The 402-nt window shown below is 64.9% G+C and carries 1 protein-coding gene; it reads right to left on the bottom strand.

The window, feature by feature from the left end:
• Positions 1–185, bottom strand: a 185-nt coding sequence (locus JT719_RS24225) for a hypothetical protein (protein WP_207436375.1), incomplete at its 3' end; no start/stop codon positions are given.
• Positions 186–402: the final 217 nt, after the last annotated feature.

Below are 402 nucleotides of genomic sequence, written 5' to 3'. Positions count from 1 at the left end.
AGCGTGACGGTCCCTTGTTCATTCACGGCGGCGGCAAAGTGCGTTTCACCGCCGATGTCGATGCCGACGAAGTTCATGGCGAACACCTCCCCGGTCAGCGGTCGGGAGCCTCGGAGCCGATGCTTGTCCTTGCCCTTGTGAATGCGACGCGATGGCGCAAGCCCATCCGCCGGGATACCGTTCAAGTCCTAAGCACCGGACGAGGGCGCCAATCTCCGTAACGAGGCACAAACCTCAAGGCGGACGCGGCGCCCCTCTCCCGTGTCCGTTCAAGCTCTTTCAACACCGAGCCTGAACGTCTGTGCCCGTGATACAAGGCTATGACCTCCCGCGACACCCAGCCCTTCAGGCCGGTCGGCCCCGGCCTCAGCGGGTTCTGCGCCGTCACCGCGTTCCGCGCCG

This window comes from Sabulibacter ruber (assembly GCF_017355955.1).
In the GTDB taxonomy this organism is placed as follows: Bacteria; Bacteroidota; Bacteroidia; order Cytophagales; family Hymenobacteraceae; genus Nibribacter; species Nibribacter ruber_A.
This window is presented reverse-complemented; position numbering and strand designations above follow the sequence as displayed.